Below are 5,631 nucleotides of genomic sequence, written 5' to 3' on the forward strand. Positions count from 1 at the left end.
AGGCCGCCGGCCCGGATCCGTTGGCGGAGGGCGCCGTCGGGGCCGCCGTCGGTCAGTTCCCCGACCGGCGCGGGGGAGTGGGCGGGCGCCCCGTCCGCCGGGTGCCCGGGTTCGGCGGGCCGGACGGCTGACTGCCCGTCGAGCGTGGTGACGCCGTGGGTGCGGCGGACGGCGGGCTCGGTCCGTCCCGTGGGCGGATCGGCGGTGGCCGCGTACGCGCCCGGCGCGCCGACGCCCCAGAGCTGTGCGAGCAGAGCGCCGCCGACGGCGACGGCGCGCGGGTGGGGCAGCCACCGGGCGAGCGCCCGCCGTGCTCCGTCGACGCCGCGGGGGGCGGGTTCCTGGGGCTTGGTCGCGTGATTGGCTCGCACGTGAGTTGAGAACGACCGGGCGGGCGGTGAGGTCACGCCCGCCGTCACGGACAGTCATCGTGCGGGCGGCCCCGGAGCGATGGGCCCGGGGCCACCGACCGCGCGGCGGTCAGGAGTTGGGACGCAGGGTCCAGGTGACCGTCATCACACCGGTGACGGCGCCGTCGGCCCGGGTGATCTCGACGGTGACCGGGAACTCGGGGCGGCCGCCGGCGTCCAGCTCGGCGACGACCTCGGCGGCCGGGCGGCCGAGCACGGCGGTGGCGGTGACGTCGCCCATGGCGAGCTTCTTGTAGGCGATCTCGGCGTTCACGGCGAGCGGCACGGCCCGGGACAGCTGGCCCCCGAAGGCGGCGAGCACGATGCAGCCGCTGGCGGACTCGGCGAGCGTGAACATCGCGCCGGCGTGCGGGCCGCCGACGTGGTTGTGGTACGCGGGCTGGTCGGGCAGCCGGAGCACGGCGCGCTCCGGGGTGGTCTCCAGGTACTCCAGCTTGAGGGTGTGCGCCATCGGCACGGTGGAGTCGAGCAGCTGGCCGATCGAAGGTGTGGTCATGGCGACGATGTTACTAGCCGGTAGCTTCTCGCGGCAGGGGTCGACCGGAAAAGCCGGACCACCGTGCACAACTGAGACCGCGCAGATTGAGGGGACGCGAAAACGCCTGAAGGGCCGATCTCTTGAAGAGATCGGCCCCTCAGGCTCTGGGGTGAGTGACGGGACTCGAACCCGCGACCACCTGGACCACAACCAGGTGCTCTACCAACTGAGCTACACCCACCATCTGTCCGGCCCGTTCCCGCTCTCGCGTTCCCGTTCCGACAGGAAGAACTCTACAGGATCCGAGAGGGTGCTCGCGCCAGGGTTCCGCTCCGGCGAACGCGGGCACCCTCTCCGGCCCCGCGGCGGGCGCCCCGTGGACCCTGCGGCGGGTGCCCCGGCGGCCCCGCCGACCGGGTCAGTCGGCCGGGCCCTGGTACTTCACGGCGATGGCGCGCGCGGTGTCGGCGTCCGGGCCGGGCTGCGGGACGAACACCGCCTCGCGGTAGTACCGCAGTTCGTCGATGCTCTCGCGGATGTCGGCGAGCGCCCGGTGGTTCCCGCCCTTCTGCGGGCTGTTGTAGTACGCCTTCGGGTACCAGCGGCGGGCCAGCTCCTTGATCGAGGAGACGTCCACGATCCGGTAGTGCAGGTGCTTCTCCAGGGCGGGCATGTCCCGGGCCAGGAAGCCGCGGTCGGTGGCCACCGAGTTGCCGCACAGCGGGGTCCGGCCGGCCTCCGGCACGTGCTCGCGCACGTACGCCAGGACCCGCTCCTCGGCCTCGGCCAGGGTCACGCCCTGCTCCAGCTCCTCCAGCAGGCCGGAGGAGGTGTGCATCTCGCGCACCACCTCGGGCATGTTCGCCAGCGCCTCCGCGGGCGGGCGGATGATGACGTCCACACCCTCGCCGAGGATGTTCAGCTCGGAGTCCGTCACCAGCACCGCGACCTCGACCAGGGCGTCCCGGTCGAGGTCGAGGCCGGTCATTTCACAGTCGATCCATACCAAACGGTCATTCACGCAACTCACCCTACGGCGCGATCACGCGCCGCGGGGACCGGTGGAGCCGTGCGGGGTGCCGGAGCGCAGGCCTCGGCCTGGTGCTCCTCCGCCCCGTCGTGCGCGCCGTGGCCGTCCGGCAGCTCGCCCTCCCGGCCGGAGCGGACCGCGTGGCCGTCCCGCCCGGGCCGGGCCTCGCGTGCCGCCCGGGCGCCGTCCACCGAGGTGGCCCGGCCGCTCGGGGTGCGGACCTGCGGCGCCCGCGCCTGGCGGCCCCGCAGCTCACCCGACCCCGCCGCCGGCTGCCCGGCGGCGGGAGCCGGCACCCGGCCGCCCGGCACGCCGTGCCCGCGCCCGGCCGCACCCGGCTCGTCCCCGGGCCGCTCGACCGCGCTGCGGTACCCCTGGCCCTGGCCCTGGCCGCGAGCCCCCGGCTGGGGGTGGCCGTCCTCGGCCGCCGCGTGCTCGGCGGTCCGCTGCGGACGCCCCGCTCCCGGACCGGCCTGCGGCGGCACCAGCGGCGCCCGCGCCGGACCGCGCCCCGCACCCTGCTGCCCGGGGTGCGGCTGCTGCGCGGCCTGCTGGTGCGGGTACGGCTGGCCCGGCCGGGCGTGGAAGCCCTGGGCGGCAGGCGTCCCGACCTGCCCCGGACCGTACGCACCGCCCGCCCCGCCCGACCCGTGCGGCGCCGGCTGCCCGTGACCGAGCGGCTGCCCGTGCGGACCGGGCTGGCCCACCGGGACCTGCGCGCCGGCACCCGACGGGAACGGGTGGCCCGGTTGCGCGCCGTGCACCGCTCCGCCGAACAGCGCCCCGCCCGCCGCCGCGGCGGCCACCGGGTGCGGCAGCGCGCCGGGCAGCCGCAGCTCGCCGCCGTGCACCCCGGCCGGGGTGGGCGACTGCTGCCCGGGCCGACGAGCCCGGTAGCTGGTCCGGTACGCGGCCGGGGAGACCCCGAGCTGGCGGCGGAAGTGCCCGCGCAGCGCGACCGGCGAACGGAACCCGCACCGGCGCGCGACATCGTCCACCGACAGCTCCGAGGTCTCCAGCAGCCGCTGCGCCTGGAGCACCCGCTGGGTGATCAGCCACTGCAACGGCGCGCTGCCGGTGAGCGTGCGGAACCGCCGGTCGAAGGTGCGTCGGCTCATGTAGGCGCGAGCCGCCAGCACCTCGACGTCGAACTGCTGGTTGAGGTTCTCCAGCGCCCAGGTGACGACCTCGGCCAACGGGTCGTTGCCGATCTCTTCAGGTAAAGACTGATCGATGTACTGGGCCTGTCCGCCGCCGCTGCGGCGGCTCGGCACCACCAGTCGGCGGGCCAGCGCGTTGGCCGCCTCGGCGCCGTGGTCGGTGCGCACCACGTGCAGGCACAGGTCGATCCCGGCGGCGGTGCCGGCCGAGGTGAGCACGTCGCCGTCGTCCACGAAGAGCTCGCGCGGGTCGACGTGCACCCGGGGGTAGCGCTTGGCCAGCGTCGGTGCGTACATCCAGTGCGTGGTCGCGGGGCGGCCGTCGAGCAGACCGGCGGCGGCGAGCACGAAGGCGCCGGTGCAGAGCCCGATGATCCGCGCGCCCTCGTGGTGGGCCTTGCGCAGGGCGGTGATCGCCTCGACCGGCGGGGGCTGGGAGATCGAGCGCCAGGCCGGTACGACGATCGTGCCGGCCCGGGCGAGGGCCTCCAGGCCGTACGGGGCGGAGAGGGTCAGGCCGCCCGTGGTGGCCAGCGGGCCCTCCTCGCCGGCGCAGACCAGCAGCCGGTAGCGGGGGACCCCGGCGTCCTGGCGGTCCACGCCGAAGACGGAGAGCGGGATGGAGCTCTCGAAGATCGGGGCGCCGCCGAAGATCAGCACCGCGACGGTCTCCCGGCGGCGTCGGCCGGACAGCTTGCGCGGGGCCGAGACCGTCACCGGGGTCGTCGAGGAGCCGTTGGAGCCGTGACCACCGCCGTGGCCGCCGTGCCCCAGCGGGTTGTGGCCGGGCGCGGTGCCCAGGGCGAGGCCGCCGAGCGGGCCGCCGCCGGCGCCGTTCAGGCCCGGGGCCGCGCCGGTGGCGGGGTAGCCGGGGCCGGGGTGTCCGACGGCCGGGTGTCCGGCGGCCGGGTAACCGGGGCCGGAGTGGCCGGTCGCGGAGTAGCCGGGGCCGGAGTGGCCGGTCGCGGAGTAGCCGGGGCCGGAGTGGCCGGGGTGGTCGGTGCCGTGGGCCGGGCCGTGGTTGCCGTAGGCCTGGGACGGATTGACGAAGCCTCGGCTGACGGGCTGTCCGCCGGGGTTCGGGTGCCCGCCCTGGGGCGGCTGCGCCCCGTACGGAACCGGGCCGCCGTGCTCGGCCGAGGCCGGGCCGGAGGCGGCGGACGGCACCGCGGGGTACGCGGAGTGCGAGGTGTGCGGGGAGGGGCCCGGAGTGCTCGGGGCGCCGGAGGTGCGGGTGGTGGCGATCGCGGAGGTGCCGGTGCTTCTCGCGGAGCGACCTGCGGTGCCGGCCAGCGCCTGGCCGCTGTCAGGACCCGCGTCGCTCCTGCTCACCCTGCTCAAGGCGCTCAAGCCCCCTCGGTGGTGTGGTGTGGGTGGTGCGGCACTGCTAGCCAAGATCGAAATCTATCGGGTGGACCATTGCCGTTGTGACAAGTTCACCATCCGACGCTATGTCGACATGGCAATTTGGCGTGATGCATTCGATCACGAAGCGTGGCACCCGTCGACCCTTCTGGGAAGAGGGCCGGTGCAACGGTGGCTGGTTGTCGCGCGGCGCTTCCTGGGGCGTCCGGCTTCCGGGCGCCCGGGAGGCGGGCCTGGGCTGCGGATTTGTCCAAGGGGGAGGGACTGGCGTGAAATTGACCGAAAATCGGCGGTGCACGAGAGGGCGCACGGATGCACGCCGTGCGCCTCCCAGGCTTCATCCGGCCAGTGCCCGGGCGGCGGAATCAGGGCCGGGCCCGCCGGGTTACCGTCCTGCCGTGAACACCGACAGCCGGCTCGAACAGGCCAACGACAACGCCTCCACCTTCTGGCTCACCCAAGCCCGCGCACACGGCTGGCGGTCCGAGGTCCGGCCGGGACTGACGGCGGTCCGCTGCGCCCGCACCCCGGACGACGCGCACCGTTTCCTGGTCACCCGCCCCTATGCCGAACCCGGACTCGTGGAGCAGGAGTTGGCGAACCTGCTGGGTGAGTGGTCGACTCTCCGCTTCACCCTGGAGGACCCGTACGGCGGGCTCGACCTCTCCCGCTTCGGGGCCACCAGGATGCCGATCATGCCGGTGATGGTCCGGGAGCCCGGTCCCGTCGAGGGGGTGACGGCCGGACTGCCCGCCGCCTCGGAGGCGCGCGGGGGCGGGTCCCTGACGGTCGATGAGGCGCTGGACGGCGATGCCCTCGCACTGGTCGAGCGGATCATAGTGGAGGGCTTTCCGCTGCCCGCCCGGCAGCCCTGGGTCCGGAACGACGCGCTCCCGGAGCGGCTGCTGCACGAACCGGGCCTCCGCGCCTGGCTGGGCCGCGTCGACGGCGCTGCGGCCGGCGCCTGCCTGACCTGCGACGACGGCGGTGCCACCGGGGTGTACTGGGTCGCCACCATGCCCGACCGGCGGGGCCAGGGCGTGGCCCGCGCCGTCGTGCGGGCCGCCCTGGTCAACGCGCACCCGGACCGCCCGGCGACCCTGGTCGCCACCTCGGCCGGCGAGCCGATCTACCGCAAGCTCGGGTTCACCGAGCGCGCCCGGACCT

The 5,631-nt window shown here is 75.3% G+C and carries 3 protein-coding genes, 1 tRNA gene and 2 pseudogenes; 1 reads left to right on the forward strand and 5 read right to left on the reverse strand.

Annotated features, from left to right (window positions below; translation table 11 throughout):
• The 5 genes and pseudogenes from J0670_RS28210 to J0670_RS28230 form a co-directional block, all read right to left on the reverse strand.
• A pseudogene (locus J0670_RS28210) lies at positions 1-371 on the reverse strand (hypothetical protein); the annotation flags it as partial.
• A 109-nt stretch (positions 372-480) separates the two neighbouring features.
• Complete coding sequence (locus tag J0670_RS28215) at positions 481-927, reverse strand: DUF4442 domain-containing protein (RefSeq protein WP_207814519.1); 447 nt, start codon at positions 925-927, stop codon at positions 481-483.
• Between the two features lie 147 nt (positions 928-1,074).
• Positions 1,075-1,150, reverse strand: a tRNA-His gene (locus J0670_RS28220).
• A gap of 177 nt (positions 1,151-1,327) precedes the next feature.
• Positions 1,328-1,930, reverse strand: a complete 603-nt coding sequence (orn, locus tag J0670_RS28225; RefSeq protein WP_207814520.1) for an oligoribonuclease — start codon at positions 1,928-1,930, stop codon at positions 1,328-1,330.
• Positions 1,931-2,813: 883 nt separating this feature from the next.
• Positions 2,814-3,816: pseudogene (locus J0670_RS28230) on the reverse strand (helix-turn-helix domain-containing protein); the annotation flags it as partial.
• A 1,046-nt stretch (positions 3,817-4,862) separates the two neighbouring features.
• Here J0670_RS28230 and J0670_RS40375 point away from each other — a divergent pair.
• A partial coding sequence (locus J0670_RS40375) for a GNAT family N-acetyltransferase (RefSeq protein ID WP_207814521.1) occupies positions 4,863-5,631 on the forward strand: 769 nt, incomplete at its 3' end.

It is taken from the genome of Streptomyces sp. FH025 (assembly GCF_017427025.1).
In the GTDB taxonomy this organism is placed as follows: domain Bacteria; phylum Actinomycetota; class Actinomycetes; order Streptomycetales; family Streptomycetaceae; genus Kitasatospora.

Bases quoted from the DNA above. Each gene is read 5' to 3' on its own strand.
- J0670_RS28215 (WP_207814519.1), bottom strand. From the start codon at position 927: ATGACCACACCTTCGATCGGCCAGCTGCTCGACTCCACCGTGCCGATG.